Here is an 18,880-nt window from a genome sequence, read left to right as displayed (position 1 = left end):
GCCGAGCATCATGGAGCCCCAGCTACAGCCAGGTGACCTGCTGGACAACCGGTACCGCATCGGCGAGACGATCGCCCGCGGAGGAATGTCGGTGGTCTACCACTGCGTGGACACCCGACTGGACCGCGACCTCGCCGCCAAGGTGCTGGATCCCGGGTACGCCCGCGAGCCCGCCTTCCGCGCCCGGTTCGAACGCGAGGCCCGCGCCGTGGCGCGCCTCAACCACCCGTGTCTGGTCAACGTCTTCGACCAGGGGGTGGACCGACGTCCCGACGGCGACCACGTCTTCCTGGTCATGGAGCTGATCAGCGGCGGAACCCTGCGTGAACTGCTGCGCGAGCGCGGCCCCATGCCGCCGCACGCCGCACTCGCGGTGATGGGTCCCGTCCTCGAGGCCCTCGCCCTGGCACACGACGAGGGGATGGTGCACCGCGACGTCAAACCCGACAACGTGCTCATCCGCGACGACCACCAGGTGAAACTCGCCGACTTCGGGCTGGTGCGCGCCTCGCGCCGCGACGTCTCCACCGGCGGACCGGTGATCGGCACCGCCGCCTACCTCTCCCCGGAGCAGGTCCGCGGTGGCCACGTGGGCCCGCAGGGCGACGTATACTCCGCCGGCGTCCTGCTGTTCGAGCTCCTCACCGGACGCACCCCGTTCCGCGGGTCGACCCCGGAGGAGACCGCGCTGATGCGCCTCGACAACGAGGTCCCCGCCCCCTCGTCCTACATCGCCGGCGTACCGCCGGAACTCGACGAACTGGTGCTGCGCGCCACCGGGCGCGAACCCGCCGCCCGCTTCGCCGACGGCAACGGGTTCCTGGAGGCGGTGCGCTCCACCCGCCGCGAACTCAACCTCCCGGACTTCCTCGTCCCCGCACCGACCGCCAGCGCCGTCCACCGCGCACTCGAGGGCTCGCACGTCTCCGACCGGCTGAGCTGGGACGACGACGCGATGGCCACCGGCGTCTTCGGCACCACCGAGACCCGTCAGGACTTCCCGTCCGCCCACACCGCCGAGACAAACCTCGTCGCGCCCTACGCACCCGAGCCGCCGGACGAACCCCCTGCCGCTCACCCGGAGGAGCACGCCCCGCAGGAGGGCGGACAGAATGCCCCGGTGCCGCGCAACCAGCGACCGCTGACCAACCGCGGCGGGGCCGCCACCCTGGTGTGGGGCGTCCTGCTCGTCGTCGTGGTCGTCGCCGTGGCCATCGCCGGCTGGTGGGTGACGTCCGGACGCTACGGCGAGATCCCCCAGGTCCTGGGGCAGGACGTCACCGGTGCGCGTTCGGCCGTGGAGGCGGCCGGGTTCACCGCCGTGGTCAACGACGTCTACTCCGACGAGGAGCCGCAGCAGACCGTCACCGGAACCGACCCCGACGCGGGGGAACGCGCCGTGCGCGGCGACGACGTCGCCGTGCTCGTCTCCCGGGGGCGTCCCACCGTCCCCACACCCGGGGCGACCGACAGTCTCAGCGCCTACCAGTCGAAACTCTCCGACCGGACGTTGAGCTGGAACGTGGAGGAGTCCGTGTACTCCGACGACGTGGCCGAAGGCATGGTCGCCGAGGTCTCTCCGCAGGCCGGCCAGGAGGTCAACACCGGCACGGTGGTCACCGTGCAGGTCAGCAAGGGCCCCCGCCCGGTCACCGTGCCTGACGTGAACGGCATGTCCGAGAGCCAGGCCCGCCGAGCCATCGAGTCCGCCGGCCTGGAGGTCGGCGAGGTCACCCGCCGGTTCGACGCCGACGTCGACGGTGACGACGCCATCGGCACCGACGTCGACGCCGGAACCGAGGTCCCCGGCGCCTCCTCGGTGACGCTGGTGCTCTCCAACGCGATCACCGTGCCCGACCTCGAGGGGATGGACGCCGAGGAGGCCGCCGCCGAGCTGCGCGACCTGGGACTGTCCCCCACCACCGGTGACGGCGTGGCCGACACCTCGGTCTCCCGCGGTGACATCGCCGCCCAGGAGCCCTCCGCGGGCACCCGGGTGGATCCCTCGTCGTCCACCACGGTGACCCTGAACGAGTCGACGATGGTGCGCGTCCCCTTCATCATCGGACGTTCCGTGGAAAGCGCTCGAGAGGCCCTCGAGGACGAGGGCCTCTCGATGGAGGTCGACGGACGGTCCGACGGGCGGGTCATCACCCAGTCGCCGGGACCGACCTCGCGTGCCGCCGTCGGCGACACGGTGACGGTGCGCACGCTGTAGCGCACCGCGCGGGGCGGCTACTTACGCAGCATCTCCGCTACGAGGAAGGACAGCTCCAGGGCCTGCTGGGTGTTCAGGCGGGGGTCCACCACGGTGGAGTAGCGCGACGGCAGATCCAGGTCGGTGATGTCCTGGGCGCCGCCGACGACCTCGGTGACGTCCTCACCGGTGAACTCGATGTGCACACCGCCGGGGTGCGAACCTGCGGCCCGGTGCACCTCGAAGAAGCCCTGGACCTCGTCGATGATGCGGTCGAAGTCGCGGGTCTTGTAGCCGTTCGAGGAGGTGTAGGTGTTGCCGTGCATCGGGTCGCACTGCCAGATGACCTTGTGCCCGGTGGCCTCCACGGCCTCCACGATCGGGGGCAGGGCGTCGCGGATCTTGTCGTAGCCCATGCGGGTGATCAGCGTCAGCGAGCCCGGCTCGTTGTTCGGGTCGAGCTTGTGGACGTAGGCGACGGCCTCCTCCGGGGTGGTCGTCGGCCCGATCTTCACGCCGACCGGGTTACCGACCATCGCGGCGAAGGCGATGTGGAAGTCCTCCAGGCCACGGGTCCTCTCACCGATCCAGATCTGGTGGGCGGAGAGGTTGTAGAGCACGTCCTCCCCGTCGTCACCGTGGGCCAGGCGCAGCATGGCGCGCTCGTAGTCGCGCACGAGGGCCTCGTGGGAGCAGTAGATGTCCGCGGTCTGCAGGGTGGAGTCCTGCACACCACAGGCACTCATGAACTCCAGGCCGCGCTCGATCTCGCCGGCCAGGGCCTCGTAGCGGGCACCGGCGCGCGAGTTCGCCACGAACTCACGGTTCCACAGGTGGAGCTTCGCCAGGTCGGCGGTTCCCGAGCTGGTCAGTGCGCGGATGAGGTTCATCGCCGCACCGGAGTTGGCGTAGGCGCGCACCATGCGAGACGGGTCGTGGCGACGGTCCTCCTCGGTGGCACCGATCCCGTTGACCAGGTCGCCGCGGTAGTTGAGCAGGCCGTTGGAGTCGCGGTCGGCCGACCGCGGCTTGGAGTACTGCCCGGCGATACGGGCCATCTTCACCACGGGCGTGGACGCGCCGTAGGTCAGCACGACTGCCATCTGCAGCAGCGTCTTGACGTTGCCGCGGATGTGCGGCTCGGTGTTGGACTCGAAGGTCTCGGCGCAGTCACCACCCTGCAGCAGGAACGCCTTGCCCAGTGCCACGTCGGCGAGCTGGGCCTTCAGCCGGCGGATCTCCGGTGCCACCACGATCGGCGGCACGGACTCCAGGATCTTGCGCACGCGGTCGGCGTGCCCCTGGTCCCACGACGGCTGCTGCTTAGCGTCGCGTGCGATGGTGTCCTGAAAGACCCGTTCCAGGGCGCCGGGCAGCGGCGGCAGATCAGGAAGCTCTTCGAGAGGTGCGTCTATTGTCCAACCCATGAGCGTCATCATACGAGACCCGCTGTCCGAATGGTGAACCGCCCTATCTTGACAGGCGGAACTTCACCACATTGGCGCGGGCGTCCTCCAGCGCGTCGTGCGCGCGGGCGGGAGCGGCGGGCAGCTCGGGACGTCCCGCAGACTCCCAGAGCTGCTTGAGCTCGTGGGTGAACCGGGGCAGTTCCTGCGGCAACGCGGTCATGTCCCCCCACAGCTGGGCCAGCGCCACATGGTCGTAGGCGCCCACCCACGCCCACAGCTCCGGACGCTTCGACGCCGGCAGCCAGTCCCCCTCACGGTGCCCCGGGACCAGGAAGGCGAACAGCCGGGCACGGATCTCCGCCCTCGACATCCAGGCCGGGTCGCTGCGCGGCGGCAGCAGCGGCAGGACGTTGCGGCGTACCCAGTCACCGGCCTTACGCTCGCGGAACTCGGTGGAGATCGCGTAGAACTCCCGGCCGTCCTCGGCCACCACCCCGATCGACACCAGGTCGATCGTGGTGCCGTCCTCGATGAACTCGGTGTCGTAGAAGTATCGCACGGGGAGTCAGTCTAGACCGCGACGTTCTCCCGGGCCGCCTCGCGGGTACGTCGGGACGTCCTGCGCGGCAGGGCCGGCGGGTGCAGCACCCACTTGAGCACCGGGGTGCGGCCGACGAGGTAGAACACGAAACCGGCGACCGCGCAGGTGAGCAGACCGGTGTAGACCATCGCGTTGGTGCCGGCCAGGAAGCCCCACGTCTCCGGGTCGTTGGCGAGCAGCGAAGGCACGACCACGGCCATCACCAGGTGTAGCGCGGCGTGGTGGGAGACGTAGATCGGCAGGGTGTTGCGTCCGATGGCCGACAACACGCCGGCGACCACCGGCGTCCGTGAGAGCCACGTCGCCACCAGGATGCCCGCCGGTACGGCCGTGAAGATCCGGACCATGGCGAGCAGCCCCATCAGCGAGGCTTCCCCGGTGCTCCACCCGCCGGGACGCACGTGGTCGGCGACCGCGGAGAAGATCCACTCCCACCCCAGGAAGACCACGAACACCGTGGCGATGACGGCGAGGTTGCCGGCGTGCGCGGCGAGCCGCAGGAACAGCTGGCGGAAGTGCAGGCCCACGAAGAACGCCGGCGCGTACTGGGTGATGTGGGTGATCTCCGGGATCGACGACAACCCGGCCGCCGCGACGACGAGCGCGGGGATGAAGGACACCGCCACCGACCAGACCGGCGGCAGGTGGCGCAGCAGGCAGGCCAGGATGTTGAAGATCATCAACACGTAGAGGAACCAGATCCCCGGGTCACCCAGCAGGATCGCCCGGCCCAACGAGGTCCAGCTCAGGTCGTCGGCCATGTCCAGACGGATCGCCGCCTGCACGGGTGTGAACACCAGGTAGGGCACGAGCAGGAACCACAGTCGCCGGTACCACAGGTCGCCGAGGGTGCGTTCGATCACGCGGTGGGCGAACAGTCCGGAGATGACGAAGAACAACGGCATCCGGATCGGGTCCATGAACCCGTTGAACCAGTTCCACGCCGTGTCGGTCGCACCGGGTACACCGGTGACCACGTGCATGTAGCAGACGCCGATGATCGACAGGCCCTTCGCGCAGTCCGCCCACAACAGACGACCACCGGCAGGGCGCGGCGCGGTGTCGGCTGCGGCGGCTGCATCGGCGGTGGCTGCGGTGGTGGTTTCAGGGGTCCCGGATCGGTCAGACACAGAACTCCACGTTGCCCCATGCCGACGGAAGAATCAATTGAGTGTGCCCTGATATAGAGTCGTATCCCGTGGAAAACCCCAGCAAACCCGATCTCCGTCGCCGCAGCGTTGTGCTCTGTTACCTCGGAGTCCTCCTCGCGGTCACCGTGGCCGGCGTCCTCAGGTTCGTCATCAGCGACGACACCGTCACCTACCACTTCGACTACGACATCTACCGCGGTGGCGGGCAGGCCGTCCTGGACGGGGCGAGCCTGTACAACCAGAGCTTCCAGGCGCAGGGCATCACCCTGCCCTTCACCTACCCTCCCCTGTCCGCCCTGGTCTTCGCGCCGCTGGCGTTGGTCTCCAGCAACCTGGGCTTCACCGTCTTCACGGTGCTGAGCGTGCTCGCCCTCCTGGCGACCACCGTGATCGTGCTGAACGCCCTGGCCGGAGAAGTCGCCGGACGCACCGGGTTCACGGTCACCCGCCGCCAGCTCACACTCGCCGCCCTGTTAGTGCTGCCCCTCGCCGTGTGGCTGTGGCCCGTGACCCACACCCTGGAGTTCGGCCAGATCAACGTGATCCTCATGCTGATGGTCGCCGCCGACCTGCTGCTCCCCCGCACGCCCTGGCCGCGAGGCATGATGATCGGTCTGGCGGCCGCCCTGAAACTCACGCCCGCCGTCTTCGGCCTGTACCTGCTGCTGCGCCGGCAGTGGGGCCCGGCGGTCACCAGCGTGGTGTCCGGCCTCGGGGCCAGCGCCCTGGCCTGGCTGGTGCTGCCGGCCGACTCACGCCAGTACTGGACGGAGACCATCAGCGACCCCTCCCGCATCGGCGGGCTCGCCTACTCCGCCAACCAGTCGGTGCGCGGCATGATCGCCCGGTTCACCGACGACCCCCTGCAGACCGGCCTGTGGTACGTCTTCGCCGCGGTGACCGTGGTCCTGATCGCCGTGGTGATGGTCCGGCTGTTCAGCGTGGGCGCCTACACCGCCGCAGTGTGCACCAACGCCCTGCTGGCCCTGCTGGTGTCCCCGGTGTCCTGGGCACACCACTGGGTCTGGGTGCTGCCGCTGATGCTGGTCGTCGGGGTGTCGCTGTGGACACGGGTGGCGGCCCACCGTACCGGCCCCGGCGTGATCCCCCTCGCCGTGCTCGGTGTGGTGCTCGTGCTGGTGTCCACCGCGTTCCCGGTGCACGTCTACCTGCCGTCGGCCCACGGGGCCGAGCAGGACTGGTCCCTGGTGATGAAACTGCTGGGTTCGGAGTACGTGCTCGCCGCACTGCTGTGGCTCGGAGTGGCCGGGGTGTGGCCCCGGGTCTTCCGGCCCGTCCATCCAGGAGCTGCAGAGTCCCCAGGGGCCCCGGAGTCACCGGAGTCCGGAACCGAACTCAGAGACGGAAACGAAGGAATCGCGGGCGGGGCTTGCTCCCCAGCACCCGGCCCGAACCCGGTTCAGACCCCTCCGGATAACCCCGACCGGCGGTCAGCGACTCCTTGACGTCGGCGGCGTACGCACCCTCCACGTACTCCTGACCGGAGAGTTCGGCGATCCGCTCCATCGTGTAGTCCGTCAGGGCACGGGCGGGGGAGACACCCTCCCCGGCGTCGGCGAAGTCGGCCGGGTCGATCGGGTCACCGACGACGACGCCCACCCGGTGCGGACGCAGCAGCCAGGAGCCGGCCACGTTCGCCTTCTGGGTGTCGATCATCGCCACGGGGTAGATCTTCGCCCCGGAAGCCAGGGCGATACGGGCCATGCCCGTCTTGCCGCGGTACATCCTGCCGTCCGGTGAGCGGGTTCCCTCCGGGTACATGCCCAGCGGGTCGCCCTTGTCCAGAACGCGCAGGGCGGTCTCCAGGGCGGCGTCCTGCGAGTCCTTGTCCTGCCGGTCGATGGGCACCTGCCCGACCGAGGTGAAGAACCACTTCTGGATGGCCCCGGCGAAGCCCGGGGTGGTGAAGTACTCCTTCTTCGCCAGGAAGGTCAGCTGACGCTCCGCCAGCAGCGGGAAGTACAGCGAGTCCATCACCGCGAGGTGGTTGGAGGCCAGGATGGCCGGGCCCTCGGCGGGGATCTTGTCCAGACCACTGGAGTACGGCCGGTTCAGGACCCACAGCCACGGTCCGATGACCACCTTCTTCAACCACCAGTAGGTGCGGTTCTGCACTGATCTATCCCTTTCGCAAGCAGGTCGTGGACGAACTCAGGTGAGCATGCCCGGCAAGGAGCGCCACGCCGATCATACCCGCCTCGGAACCCAGGGACGCCGCTTCGACGCGGGCCATCGGCCGGAAACCCGAGCCGACCACCGAGGCCTCCATCTCGGCGCGGGCCCCGGGAAGGTACAGGTCGGCGTCCGCCGACACCCCGCCGCCGAGCACGATGAGCTCGGGGTCCAGCACCTCCTGGACCGCCGAGAGGCCACGTCCCAGCCAGAGGGCGAAGTCGTCGATGACCTCCATCGCCAGCGGGTCGCCGTCACGTGCCAGGCGCACCACGCTTCGTCCCGTGATCTCCTCCGGGCGCGAGTGGAAGATCCCGGCGAGCATGCTGTCGGGGTGGCGTCCGGTGGCGATGAACTCCAGCGCCGTGGTCTCCAGGGCGCTGCCCGAGCAGTAACGCTCCAGGCAGCCGCGCTTGCCGCACGGGCACGCCCGACCGCCGGGAACCACGGTGAGGTGGCCGAACTCCGGCGCTGCGCCGTAGGAGCCGCGGTAGAGCTGCCCCTCGGTCACCAGGGCGCCGCCGATGCCGGTGCCGACGGCGAAGAGAACCCAGGTGGCGGCGTCGCGTCCGGGGCCGAGGATCTGCTCGCCCCAGGCCGCGGCGTTCGCGTCGTGCTCGAGCACGACGGGCAGGCCCAGGCGCCGGGTCAGCCGGTCACGCACGTCACGGTCGCGCCACGGAAGGTGCGGGGCGAAGCGCACGCGCTCCTGGTCCGCGGTGATGAAACCCGCCACGGCGAGGCCCACCGCCCCCACGGAGTGCCGGGAACGCAGGATGCCCACCGCGTGGGCGATCGCCGTCTCGAGCGACTCGACCGTCGACGGGGTGGGCAACTGCTCCACGTCCAGCACCCGTCCGTCCGGGTCGACCACCGCGGCGCGCAGGTTCGTCCCCCCGATGTCGATGCCGATGGTCAGTTGCGTCACTTGTCCTCCTGTACGTCTCGCACCGGCGTCCCGGCGCAACCCGTTCAGGGTATCGGTCACATCCGCCAGTTCCAACTGTGGCGCGGCGGGCGGGCCGCCCCGCCGTCCAGGACGTTGACGAGCTGCTGGCCAAGCACGTCCCAGTTCCAGGCGTCCCGGACGTAGCGTCTCCCCTGCTCGGAGTAGCGTCGCGCCCGTTCCGGGTCGGCGAGCAGGGCGGCGACGCAGGCGGCGACCGCGGCGGTGTCCTCACCGTCGACGACGTCGCCGGTCACCCCGTCCTGCACGGTCTCCGGGGCGCCGCCGCCGTCGCCGGCGATGGTGGGCACACCGCAGGCCTGCGACTCCAGGAAGACGATGCCGAGCCCCTCCACGCTGAAACCACCGCCCTGGGTGCGCACGGGCATGGCGAAGACGTCGCCGGCACAGTAGTGGGCGACGAGTTCGCCGTAGTCCACCGGGCCGGTGACCGTCACCCGGCCCGCCACGCCCAGCGTGGTCGCACGTGCGGCCAGGCGTCCGGCGTCGTCGCCGGGGCCGACGATGAGCAGGTGTGCGTCCGGCACGGCGGCCAGAACCTCCGGCATCGCCTCGACGAGGGTGTCCTGCCCCTTGCGCGGGACGATCCGCGAGACGCACACGATCACGCGGCGATCCTGCAGCCCCAGCCGGGTACGCACCGTCTCCCGGCCCGCGGGGTCCGGGCGGAAGACGTCGGCGTCGACGCCGCCGGGCATCGGTTCCCAGGCCACGTCCGGCCCGAAGGCCGAGGCGAACCGGCTGCGCGCGTAGCGCGAGACGTAGGTCAGGCAGTCCGTCCGGCGGCCGATGGCGCGCAGGACGGAACGTCCGCCCGGCACCATCGACCAGCCGACCTCGTGGCCGTGGGTGGACGCCACCACGCGGGTCGCGCCCGCGGTGCGTGCCGCCCCTCCCATCAGACCCAGGGGCGTGGAGGAACCGAACCACACGGTGTCGATGCCGCGCTCACGGATGACCTCGGCCATCCGGGCGGCGGTCGCCGGGGTGGGCAGCATGACCTTGCGCGGCCAGCGGACCACGTCGTAGGGCAGACCTGCGTCGTGGGACGCGGCGGCCGCGGCGTCCTGCGTGGACGCCAGGACCGTCAGACGCCCCGGGTCGCGGCGTTCCAGCTCCGCGCAGTAGTCGCGCAGGTAGCTCTGGATGCCGCCGACGGCGGGCGGGAAGTCGTTGGTGACCAGCAGGACGCGGGAAGCCACGGGCGAGGGCGTGCGCGCTCTCAGTACCGGGCGGCGCCGGCGAAGGGCATGCTGTCGACGCTGACGACCTGCACCGGGATGCCGTAGTCGGACGCGTGGACGATCTTGCCGTCGCCGATGTACATGCCCACGTGGGTGACACCCGGGTAGAAGCCGACGATGTCGCCGGGCTGCAGGGCGTCCCGCGAGACCGAGGTCCCGCCGGACACCTGCGCGGCGGAGGTGCGCGGCACGGTGGTGCCGATCTGCTGGTAGGCCCAGTACATCAGGCCGGAGCAGTCGAAGGCGTCCGGGCCTGCGGCACCCCAGGAGTAGGGGGAACCCAGCTTGGACATCGCGGCGCCCACGGCGCCGTCCGCGATCGCGCTGACCGCGGCGGCGGCGTCGCCGGCGGCACTGCCGGCCGCGCTGCCGACCCTGCCGAGGAACTCGTCGACATCGACGTCGATCGGGCCGTTGCGGTCCACCCAGCGCTGCTTCTGCTCCGGGCTGAGGCCGTCCACCGCGGTGGAGATCTGGTCCTTGAGACCGTCGAGCTCACTGATGCGCTCGTCCAGGGCCGTCTGCCGCGACTCCAGCTGGCTCAGCTGGAAGTCGGCGGAGGCCTTCGACCGGTTCGCCTTCGACTCCAGGTCCGCCGCCTCCGACAGCCCCTCCTGGAAAGCGGAGAGAGTGGAGGTGCGGTCGTTGTTCAGCGCGGTGGCGAAGGCGCGACGGTCGATGGCGTCCTGCGGGTTCGCAGAACCGGTGACCGCGGAGACCGGGTCGATGACCGCGCCACGGTAGAGCGACTGCGACAGCTCGGTGACGGGACCACGGTTCGCCTCGACCTCCTCGCGGGCCTGGGTGGCCTGCTCGGAGTAGTGCTCGGAGGCACGCACGGCCCGGTCGAGCTGGGCGTGGGTCTCGTCGAGGGCACCGGTGTTCTCCTGCACCGCGTCGCTGGCCTCCTGGGCCTGGCGGGAGACCTCGGCGAGTCGGTCGAGGAGACCGTCCGCGTCGTCCGGGAGGGGTGAGACGTCGATCGCGTCAGCGGCGTCGGAACCGTCAGAGCCTGAGGTGGCTGCGTCCGGGTCCGCGGCGACGATGGAGGTGGAGGTGACGGTGAGCACGACAGCGGCACCGATGCCGATGATGGCCCTGGCCGACGCACTACCGGTGGAACGCTTGGCCCCCGAGGGGCGGATCCTGCTCACAGTAACTTGAACCTCTTCACCTTGTCACGAAAGTCAACGTCGATATAGTGCCATACCAGTACGGGAGGGACGTAGTCCCACACGCACGGCGCCCCAGGTGGGGGTACCCCGGCGGGTACCCACCACGCTGGAGCTGCGGCCGAACACGTCGAACGCGTCCTAGAAGCGGACGGCGTTGTTGATCGGCATGTAGTTCAGGTCGTTGACCTGGACCGGGGAGCCCTCGTTGAGGGCGTGGACGATCTTGCCGTCGCCGATGTAGATGGCGACGTGCGAGGCGCCGGAGTAGTAGGAGACGACGTCTCCCGGCTGCAGGGAGTCGATGGAGACCGGGGTGCCGGCGCCCGCCTGCTCGCCCGAGGTGCGCGGGATGGACTTGCCGGCCTGGCTGTAGGCCCAGCTGGTCAGTCCGGAGCAGTCGAAGGCGTCCGGGCCGGCGGCGCCCCAGGAGTAGGGTGCGCCCTGCTTCGACATGGCGGCGTCGGCGATCTGCTGGCCGACACTGTCGGAGGAGGAGGATGCCGGGGCCTCGGAGGAGCCGGCGGCGGGTGCGGCCTGCTCGGCCGCGGCGATGAAGGGATCCACGTCCACGTGCTGCTTGGCGAAGTCAACGGCCTCGTTCGGAACGTCGACGCTGATGTCGGAGTTCGGAACCTCGACGGTAACGGCCTGAGCGGTGGCAGGCAGGGCGAGGACGACGCCCATGCCCACGGCAGCGACGGCTACGGCGTTGCGGCGGGAGTGGTCCTTCTTCATACGGTGCTTGCCCATGAGGGATGTTGCCTTTCTGATTGCTGTCGGGGACGTCCCGGATACGTCACGGCGTCGCCCCTTAAGGTCACGAGAAGATTACGAAAACTGCGCGACCGTGTCCAACTGCCGGGCCGTGACCAAGCCGTGAGCAGTTCGTTATTTAACCGTTATCCAATCGCGACCAAAGCTTGACCCGATTCCCCCAACCAGGCGAGTAGCCGAACCTGAACGCCATGACCAGCAGGGACGTTGCCGTCACGCCGACCGGAAGCTGCGGACGCCGCCTCACGCCACCGCCGCAAGAAACTCTACTGTGATCCTCGTCACACTTGCCGCACGGCGGGGCGCCATCGCCACATCGACCACACCCGTACCACCGTCGTGACCTTCCATGTGCGTCTCTATCCGTCCGTGTCAGTCCATGTCCGTGCCGCGCCGTAGACTCTGTGCCTGTGAACACCCCCCTCGAGCACGAACTCGCCGCCGCACTCTCCGACTGCGTGGTCATCGACTGCGAGACGACCGGGCTGGACCCGTCCTGCGACCAGATAATCGAGTTCGCCGCGCTCTCCGTGGTGGACGGTCGACCTGCGGGCCTCTACCACTCGCTGGTGAGCCCCGGGCGCCCTCTGGACCGCGACATCAGCGAACTGACCGGTATCGACGACGAGACGTTGAGCGACACCCCCACCTTCGCCCAGATCGCCGACGACATTGCCTCCGTGGTCGGGGGCCGGTTGGTCGTCGGGCACAACGTCTCCTTCGACATCGCCTTCGTCGACGCGGAGTTCCGGCGCCAGGAGCGCGAGAGCGTCCTGGATGCGCGTCGTTCCGTGTGTACCGCGGCCTCGGCGCGTGAGCTCCTCCCCCGCTCCATGGTCGGCCGGTACAAGCTGGCGACGCTGGCGGACGTCCTGGAGCTGGAGCACCGTCCCTCCCACCGTGCCGTGGACGATGTGCTCGCCACCGTCGACCTGCTGTCCAGGCTGTATGCGGTGGCTGCAGGCGGGGACTGACGGCAAGGACCACGGGTAAGGGCTAAGGAGGGTAAGGAGGGTAAGGAGCGACACGAAGAACCCCGCCCCGCCGACCGTGGTGACACGGTGGGCGGGGCGGGGTTCTCACGGGGTGGAGAGGGTTCAGGGGTTCTCGTGACCCTCGTCGCTGAGCTTGCGACGGTTCTCCTCCTGGAGACGCATCAGCATCTCCTTGTGCTCGTGCTCGTTGGCCTCCTCGATCTCCTCGACCTGGGACACGATGTCCTCCGGGTCCGGGGAGAACAGAGAGCCACGGCCGGGCTGGCCGGCGAAGCCGAGCTGGTTGAGGCGGCGCGGCACCGCGGCACCGGCGTAGTCGAGCGGGATCGGGTGACCGTGCTCGTCGACCGGGCCGAGGGGCTGGTGGACCTCGATGAAGCCACCGGAGGGCAGCTGCTTGATCGTACCGGTCTCGATGCCGTGCTCGAGCACCTCACGGTCGGAGCGCTGGAGACCCAGGCAGATCCGGTAGGTGACGAAGTAGGCGATCGGGGGCAGGATGATGAACCCGATACGACCGATCCACGTCATGGCGTTCAGCGAGATGTGGAAGAACACTGCCACGTGGTCGTTACCACCCGAGATGGTCAGGATCGCGTAGGCGACCAGGGCCATCACACCGAGGGAGGTACGCACCGGCACGTCGCGGGGACGCTGCAGCAGGTTGTGGTGCGCCTTGTCCTTCGTGAAGTGCTGCTCGATGAACGGGTAGGCGAACAGCAGCATGACCAGGATGCCCAGCAGGATCGCGACCCAGACAACGGCGGGAACCGTGTAGCTGCCGAGGTAGAGCTCCCACGCCGGCATGATTCGCGCGGCACCGTCCGTCCACAGCATGTAGATGTCGGGCTGGGAACCGGCGGAGACCTGCGACGGGTTGTACGGGCCGAGGTTCCAGATCGCGTTGATCTGGAAGACACCGGCGAGCAGTGCCACGAAGCCGAAGGTGATCAGACCGAAGGCCGAGGAGTGCACGGCGAACACGGGGATCACGCGGGCACCGACGACGTTGCGCTCGGTACGGCCCGGTCCGGGGAACTGGGTGTGCTTCTGGTACCAGACCAGCGCCAGGTGGGCGGCGATCAGTGCCAGCAGGATCGCGGGGATCAGCAGGACGTGGGCGATGTACAGGCGCGGGATGATGATGTCGCCCGGGAAGTCGCCGGCGAACATGATCCAGTGCAGCCAGGTACCGATGATCGGCAGACCGATGATGATCGCGGACATGATGCGCAGACCCACGCCGGAGAGCAGGTCGTCCGGCAGCGAGTAGCCCATGAAGCCCTCGGCGATGGACAGCAGCAGCAGGACGCAGCCGATGATCCAGTTCGCCTCACGGGGCTTGCGGAACGCACCGGTGAAGAAGATGCGCATCATGTGGACCATGATCGACACGGCGAACAGCAGTGCCGCCCAGTGGTGCACCTGGCGGATGAACAGACCGCCACGGACCTCGAACGAGATGTTCAGGGCCGTCTCGTAGGCACGCGACATCTCCACACCGTTGAGCGGTGCGTAGGCGCCGTCGTAGATGACCTTCGACAGCGAGGGATCGAAGAACAGCGTCAGGTAGACACCCGACAGCAGCAGGATGATGAAGGAGTAGAGCGCGATCTCACCGAGCATGAAGGACCAGTGGCTCGGGAAGACCTTGTTCATCTGCTTCCGGAGACCGCCGGCAGCAGTGTAACGCTCGTCGAAGTTGTTGGCCGCCTCTGCGAGACGGGAGGGCTTTGTGGGTGTGCTCATGACTGACGCTCCCAGAAGGCAGGGCCGACGGGCTCGACGAAGTTCTTGTCCGCGTACAGGAACCCGTCCTCATCGACGTTGATGGACAGCTCGGGCAGGGCGCGTGCGGCCGGACCGAACACCGGCTTACCCCAGTGCAGCGCATCGAACTGCGACTGGTGGCACGGGCAGAGAATACGGTTGGTCTGCTGCTCGTAGAGCGACGTCGGGCAACCGATGTGGGTGCAGATCTTCGAGTAGGCGTAGTAGTCGCCGTAGTGGAAGTCCTCCTGGCCCTCACGCTGGACAGCCCGGACGGCGTCGGCGTGACGGAGGCGGATGAGCATCACGGCGTTGCGCGAACCGTGGATCGAGTGCATCTGCTCCTCGTACACGTCGCGGGTTGCGTCGAAGTCGTCGTGGTCGTTGACCATCTCCTCGGTCATCGGGAAGACCGTCTCCATACCGCCGGCGTCGAGATCCTCCGGGCGGACACGGATCAGGCGGTTGACGCCCTCGGTGCTCCAGTGACCGTCGTGCTCCTCGGCGATAGCACCGGTGTCGCGGCCGAGGTACACCTTCTCCCCCTCGTTGACGAGGGTCCAGCCGGTGGTCCACAGCGTGCCGTCGCCGTCGATGCCCATCGCACGGGGCTTCCACGGGTTCCTCACGATACCGCCCAGCGGCAGGGCGATCGCCACACCGGCGAGCGCCACTCCGGCGCCACCCAGGCCCATGAGGACCTTGCGGCGTCCGAGGGTGGAGGTCTTCCACGCGTCGTTGAGCAGCGCGGTCATCGTCCGGCGGTCCACCTCGTCGGAGGGGCCGTCGTGACGCTTCTGGACCGCGATCTCCTCGGGGACGAACTTCTTGGAGAACTGCACCGCGCCGATACCCAGCGTGATGATCGACAGACCGGAGGTCACACCGAGCAGCGGGGTGTAGAGGCTGTAGACCCACAGCCCGTCCTGCTCGAGGTGCTTGTACTCCCACGGCCAGAACAGGTAGACCGCGATGAATGCGAGGCCGAAGACGACGGAGAGTGCCCACCAGAAGCCGACGCCGCGGGCGGCGCGCTTCTCGGCCGGGTCGTTCTCCACCGGGAAGCGCTCCTTGCGGAAGGCAACGGTGACGTCGTCGAGCTCGGTACCGAGGCGGGCGAGCTCCTCGTCGCTCATGCCCTTGATCTCTTCTTCAGAGTAGGTGCTCTTGATCTCACTCATGACCGGGTTCCAATCCACATGGCCGTGCCGATCAGCACGACGATCCCGACGATCCACATCAACATGCCCTCAGTGACCGGGCCGATCCCGCCGAGGCCGAGGCCGCCGGGGTTGGGGGTCTCCTTGGAGGACTTGATGTACGCGATGATGTCCTTCTTCTCGTCAGCGGTCAGCTGACGGTCGGAGAACTTCGGCATGTTCTGCGGGCCGGTGAGCATGGCCTGGTAGATCTCCTGCTCGTTGGCCGCGTCGAGGTCCGGGGCGTACTTACCGCCGGACAGGGCTCCGCCACGACCGGTGAAGTTGTGGCAGGAAGCGCAGTTCAGGCGGAAGAGGTCGGAACCACGCGAGACGTCCGAGGGGTCGATCTCGCCGTCGTTGTTGTGGGATCCGCGCAGGGACTCCATGGCGATGGTCCCGTCCTCGTCCTTGACGATTCCGGGGCCGCCGCCGTTGGCGTTGACGTAGGCCGCGAGAGCCAGCGTCTGCGCCTCGTTGAAGCGCGCGTCCTTACGGTCGGCCTGGGCCTCGTTGCGCTTCATCGGCATGCGGCCGGAGTGCACCTGGAAGTACACGGCACCTTCGCCGACGCCGACCAGGGACGGACCGCGGTCCTGGACGCCCTGGAGGTTGGCGCCATGGCAGGTGATGCAGGCGACCTCGTAGATCTCCTGGCCCTGGGTGATCATCGACTGCGCGTCCTGCTGCGCGGTCGCGGACTGGGGGTCCGGGGTGAAGGCCTGGGCGACCAGACCTGCGCCGGTCAGACCGAGCACGAGCGCCAGCGCTCCAGCCATGGTCCGGCGCAGTTTACGCCGGGTACGACGCTTCTTGCGTGTTGTGGATGCCGGGGCGGAGGCCGCCACCGGGGTCTCCCCCTCGGGAGTTGGATTGTTCGTATCCATCTTGTTCCCTTAACTCGTCATTTGGAAGGCGATGGGCTTAACGGCCGAGCGTCACACATCGGCCCGTCCGGCCTACTGGATGAAGTAAATGGTGATCCACAGTCCGATCCACACGACGTCGACGAAGTGCCAGTAGTACGACACGACGACGGCGGCGGTGGCCTGGGCTGGAGTGAACTTCGACTTCACCGTGCGGAGCAGCACGACCACGAAGGCAAGCACGCCGGCGAGGACGTGTGCGCCGTGGAAGCCGGTGGTGATGTAGAACACCGACCCGTAGACGCTGCTTGAGATCGTGGTGCCGTGCTGCACGAGGTGGATGTACTCGTACGCCTGCCCGGAGAGGAAGATCAACCCCAGGACAACCGTGAGTGCGTACCACTTCCGCAGACCGAACACGTCCCCGCGCTCCGCGGCGAACACCCCCCACTGGGCGGTGAACGACGACGACACCAGAATCACGGTGATCGCCAGAGCGAACGGGACGTTGAGCTCGGTAGGCTCGGAGGGCCAGTTTCCGTTCGAGTTCGCCTTCGAGACGAAGTACATCGCGAACAGGCCCGCGAAGAACATCAATTCCTGGGACAGGAACACAATCGTGCCGACGCTGACCATGTTCGGTCGGTTCAGCGTCACGGCACGCTGCGGTGCTGCCATGCTTTGGTTTCCAACTGCGCTCGTCACGCGTACAAGTATGACCGACCCCGGCCCCCTAGTCGATTCGCAACCCCGGCGAGTTCAGGGGTTTCTGCAAAACCGCTGGTAGTGGCTTCACGTTTCCTGGCAACTCACCACAAACGGGGTTAGCCGGGAACTCTTGCCGATCATTTACGACGCACCCGCATCACCGCAGGTTGACCGTCTGTCGCGCCGTCCCCCGACGCATCCCCGCCCTCCGTCGCGCCCCTCTCCGACACCCCCGTACCGGGGGGTTGGGAACTGCCAGGAACCTGACCCGTCAGAGACCGGCAGATCACCTGGGCCGTAGAGGCCGATCCATTCCGGGAAGTCTACCCAAGACACGCTGCGACGACCCAATCAGCGGCCCCTCTCCCCCGCCCCTGAACCACGCCGGACCACGTGCCGCGTCCTGCGCCGTCCTGAACGGCCCCGGCGCCGCTGCACGTAATAGGATGGCAACGTCCCCAGGCGGACACAGCCAACGACCAGACCCACCGAGAGGACGGCACCGATGCCGGACGACCTGACCCCGAAATCTCCCGACCACGTCACGCCCCTGGGCTCCGACCGTCTCCCCGGGAGCTACTTCACCTGGCCCGGGGTCCTGGACCGCATCGGACGCCACGAGGAGCTCAGCGAGTCGCAGATCACCTGGGCCGTCAGCCAGGTGATGGAGGGAGGCGCGACGGACGCCCAGCTCGCCGCCTTCGCCTTCGGCCTGCGCGTCAAGGGCATCACCGCCGCCGAGCTCTCCGCCGCGGCCTCCGCCATGCGCTCCTTCGCCACACCGGTCGACTTCAGTGACATCCCCGACGCCGTCGACATCGTCGGCACGGGCGGCGACGGCCACCACACCGTCAACATCTCGACGATGGCGTCCTTCGTCGTCGCCGCGACCGGCGTGCCGGTCGTCAAGCACGGCAACCGTGCGGCGTCCTCAAAGTGCGGCGGGGCGGACGTCCTGGAGGTGCTGGGCCTGGACATCGACCGCTCCCCCGACACCATCCACGAGGACGCCCTCAAGACAGGTTTCGCGTTCATGTTCGCCAAGACCTACCACCCGGCGATGCGCTTCGCCGGCCCGGTGCGTTCCGAACTCGCCGTACCGACGCTGTTCAACCTCCTCGGCCCCATGACCAACCCCGCCGGCCCGAAGTTCGGCCTCATCGGCTGCGCGTTCCGCGACATGATGCCGATCATGGGCGGCGCCTTCGCCCACCAGGGTGTACGCGCCCTGATCGTGCGGGGGCTCGACGGGATGGACGAGATCAGCGTGTGCGCCCCCACCGAGGTCGTCACCGTCGACGAGGACGGCCGCACCGGCGAATTCACGATCAACCCGCGCACCTTCGGCCTCGACGTCTACGACGACGACGCGCTCAAGGGCGGCGACCCGGAGTACAACGCCGACATCGCACGCCGACTGATGGCCGGGGAGATCACCGGCGCAGTCAAGGATGCTGTCCTGATCAACGCAGCCGCCGCCCTGACCGCCGTGCACGGCTGGGACGGCGACCTGAAGTCGGCCCTCGCCGAGCAGCTCGCCGTCGCCCGTGAGGCGTTGGAGTCCGGCGCCGCGGAGAAGAAGATGAACGACATCATCAACCTCTGAGCCTGATCCGGGGCCATCCCCCGGA

The 18,880-nt window shown here is 68.5% G+C and carries 16 protein-coding genes; 4 read left to right on the top strand and 12 right to left on the bottom strand.

Annotated elements, in window-relative coordinates; all coding sequences use genetic code 11:
• The first annotated feature begins 10 nt into the window (after window positions 1-10).
• The gene (gene pknB / locus ACT3TD_RS04410; RefSeq protein WP_301442087.1) at window positions 11-2,218 is read left to right on the top strand and encodes a Stk1 family PASTA domain-containing Ser/Thr kinase; all 2,208 of its coding nucleotides are present in this window, start codon (window positions 11-13) and stop codon (window positions 2,216-2,218) included.
• 17 nt (window positions 2,219-2,235) lie between these two features.
• On the opposite strand, the gene ACT3TD_RS04405 is transcribed toward pknB, so the two are convergent.
• From ACT3TD_RS04405 to ACT3TD_RS04395, 3 genes are read right to left on the bottom strand one after another with little or no spacing between them, the layout of a single operon-like run.
• Window positions 2,236-3,624, bottom strand: coding sequence for a class II 3-deoxy-7-phosphoheptulonate synthase (locus ACT3TD_RS04405; protein ID WP_301442088.1), 1,389 nt, complete (start codon window positions 3,622-3,624; stop codon window positions 2,236-2,238).
• 43 nt (window positions 3,625-3,667) lie between these two features.
• A complete protein-coding gene (locus ACT3TD_RS04400; RefSeq protein ID WP_301442089.1) occupies window positions 3,668-4,165 on the bottom strand; it encodes a polyadenylate-specific 3'-exoribonuclease AS in 498 nt (165 codons plus the stop codon).
• Window positions 4,166-4,176: 11 nt separating this feature from the next.
• Complete coding sequence (locus tag ACT3TD_RS04395; protein ID WP_441579213.1) at window positions 4,177-5,337, bottom strand: acyltransferase family protein; 1,161 nt, start codon at window positions 5,335-5,337, stop codon at window positions 4,177-4,179.
• Window positions 5,338-5,405: 68 nt separating this feature from the next.
• Between ACT3TD_RS04395 and ACT3TD_RS04390 the strand changes: the two genes are divergently transcribed.
• Window positions 5,406-6,824: a glycosyltransferase 87 family protein gene (locus ACT3TD_RS04390; RefSeq protein WP_301442091.1), complete on the top strand. Its 1,419-nt coding sequence runs from the start codon at window positions 5,406-5,408 to the stop codon at window positions 6,822-6,824.
• Here ACT3TD_RS04390 and ACT3TD_RS04385 read toward each other — a convergent pair.
• The 5 genes from ACT3TD_RS04385 to ACT3TD_RS04365 all read right to left on the bottom strand — a co-directional run bounded on the left by ACT3TD_RS04385 (window position 6,715) and on the right by ACT3TD_RS04365 (window position 11,687).
• A complete protein-coding gene (locus ACT3TD_RS04385; RefSeq protein WP_301442092.1) occupies window positions 6,715-7,494 on the bottom strand; it encodes a lysophospholipid acyltransferase family protein in 780 nt (259 codons plus the stop codon). The genes ACT3TD_RS04390 and ACT3TD_RS04385 overlap by 110 nt on opposite strands.
• A 4-nt stretch (window positions 7,495-7,498) precedes the next feature.
• Window positions 7,499-8,479 (bottom strand): ROK family protein, encoded by a 981-nt coding sequence (locus tag ACT3TD_RS04380; protein ID WP_301442093.1) that lies wholly within the window; start codon window positions 8,477-8,479, stop codon window positions 7,499-7,501.
• 56 nt (window positions 8,480-8,535) lie between these two features.
• Entirely contained in the window at window positions 8,536-9,720 is a 1,185-nt protein-coding gene (locus tag ACT3TD_RS04375) for a glycosyltransferase family 4 protein (protein ID WP_301442094.1), read from the bottom strand.
• A 20-nt stretch (window positions 9,721-9,740) separates the two neighbouring features.
• Entirely contained in the window at window positions 9,741-10,916 is a 1,176-nt protein-coding gene (locus ACT3TD_RS04370; RefSeq protein WP_301442095.1) for an NlpC/P60 family protein, read from the bottom strand.
• Window positions 10,917-11,075: 159 nt separating this feature from the next.
• Window positions 11,076-11,687 carry an NlpC/P60 family protein gene (locus ACT3TD_RS04365; RefSeq protein ID WP_441579216.1) on the bottom strand — a complete coding sequence of 204 codons (612 nt, stop codon included), beginning with the start codon at window positions 11,685-11,687 and terminating at the stop codon, window positions 11,076-11,078.
• 434 nt (window positions 11,688-12,121) lie between these two features.
• On the opposite strand from ACT3TD_RS04365, the gene ACT3TD_RS04360 reads away from it, so the two are divergent.
• The gene (locus ACT3TD_RS04360; protein WP_301442097.1) at window positions 12,122-12,685 is read left to right on the top strand and encodes a 3'-5' exonuclease; all 564 of its coding nucleotides are present in this window, start codon (window positions 12,122-12,124) and stop codon (window positions 12,683-12,685) included.
• 123 nt (window positions 12,686-12,808) lie between these two features.
• On the opposite strand, the gene qcrB is transcribed toward ACT3TD_RS04360, so the two are convergent.
• From qcrB to ctaE, 4 genes are all read right to left on the bottom strand, one after another.
• Window positions 12,809-14,455, bottom strand: a complete 1,647-nt coding sequence (gene qcrB / locus ACT3TD_RS04355) for a cytochrome bc1 complex cytochrome b subunit (RefSeq protein ID WP_301442098.1) — start codon at window positions 14,453-14,455, stop codon at window positions 12,809-12,811.
• Window positions 14,452-15,657 (bottom strand): cytochrome bc1 complex Rieske iron-sulfur subunit, encoded by a 1,206-nt coding sequence (qcrA, locus tag ACT3TD_RS04350; RefSeq protein ID WP_301442099.1) that lies wholly within the window; start codon window positions 15,655-15,657, stop codon window positions 14,452-14,454. The genes qcrB and qcrA overlap by 4 nt, the downstream gene beginning before the upstream one ends.
• Window positions 15,654-16,562, bottom strand: coding sequence for a cytochrome bc1 complex diheme cytochrome c subunit (qcrC, locus tag ACT3TD_RS04345; RefSeq protein WP_301442100.1), 909 nt, complete (start codon window positions 16,560-16,562; stop codon window positions 15,654-15,656). The genes qcrA and qcrC overlap by 4 nt, the downstream gene beginning before the upstream one ends.
• A 72-nt stretch (window positions 16,563-16,634) precedes the next feature.
• Window positions 16,635-17,246: an aa3-type cytochrome oxidase subunit III gene (ctaE, locus tag ACT3TD_RS04340; RefSeq protein WP_441588138.1), complete on the bottom strand. Its 612-nt coding sequence runs from the start codon at window positions 17,244-17,246 to the stop codon at window positions 16,635-16,637.
• Window positions 17,247-17,766: 520 nt separating this feature from the next.
• On the opposite strand from ctaE, the gene trpD reads away from it, so the two are divergent.
• Window positions 17,767-18,855, top strand: coding sequence for an anthranilate phosphoribosyltransferase (trpD, locus tag ACT3TD_RS04335; RefSeq protein WP_301442527.1), 1,089 nt, complete (start codon window positions 17,767-17,769; stop codon window positions 18,853-18,855).
• Window positions 18,856-18,880: the final 25 nt, after the last annotated feature.

Source organism: Corynebacterium sp. AOP36-E1-14 (assembly GCF_052377495.1).
Lineage (GTDB): Bacteria > Actinomycetota > Actinomycetes > Mycobacteriales > Mycobacteriaceae > Corynebacterium.
Note: the sequence above shows the minus strand (reverse complement) of the source record. Positions and strands in the feature narration are given on the sequence as shown.